Raw genomic sequence first — 207 nt, 5'->3', positions numbered from 1 at the left:
GAGCTTGACCAGCACCTGGGCGGCGACGCCCTCGCCCTCACGGATCAGGCCGAGCAGGATGTGCTCCGTGCCGATGTAGTTGTGGCCGAGCTGCAGGGCCTCCCGCAGGGAGAGCTCCAGCACCTTCTTGGCGCGCGGCGTGAACGGGATGTGCCCGCTCGGCGCCTGCTGCCCCTGACCGATGATCTCCTCGACCTGCTGCCGGAC

At 69.6% G+C, this 207-nt stretch carries 1 protein-coding gene; it reads right to left on the bottom strand.

Annotated features, from left to right (window positions below; translation table 11 throughout):
• Window positions 1-207, bottom strand: a 207-nt coding sequence (locus WH85_RS46510) for a Clp protease N-terminal domain-containing protein (protein WP_045748633.1), incomplete at both ends; no start/stop codon positions are given.

It is taken from the genome of Actinoplanes rectilineatus (assembly GCF_000962825.1).
Taxonomy (GTDB): domain Bacteria; phylum Actinomycetota; class Actinomycetes; order Mycobacteriales; family Micromonosporaceae; genus Actinoplanes; species Actinoplanes rectilineatus.
This window is presented reverse-complemented; position numbering and strand designations above follow the sequence as displayed.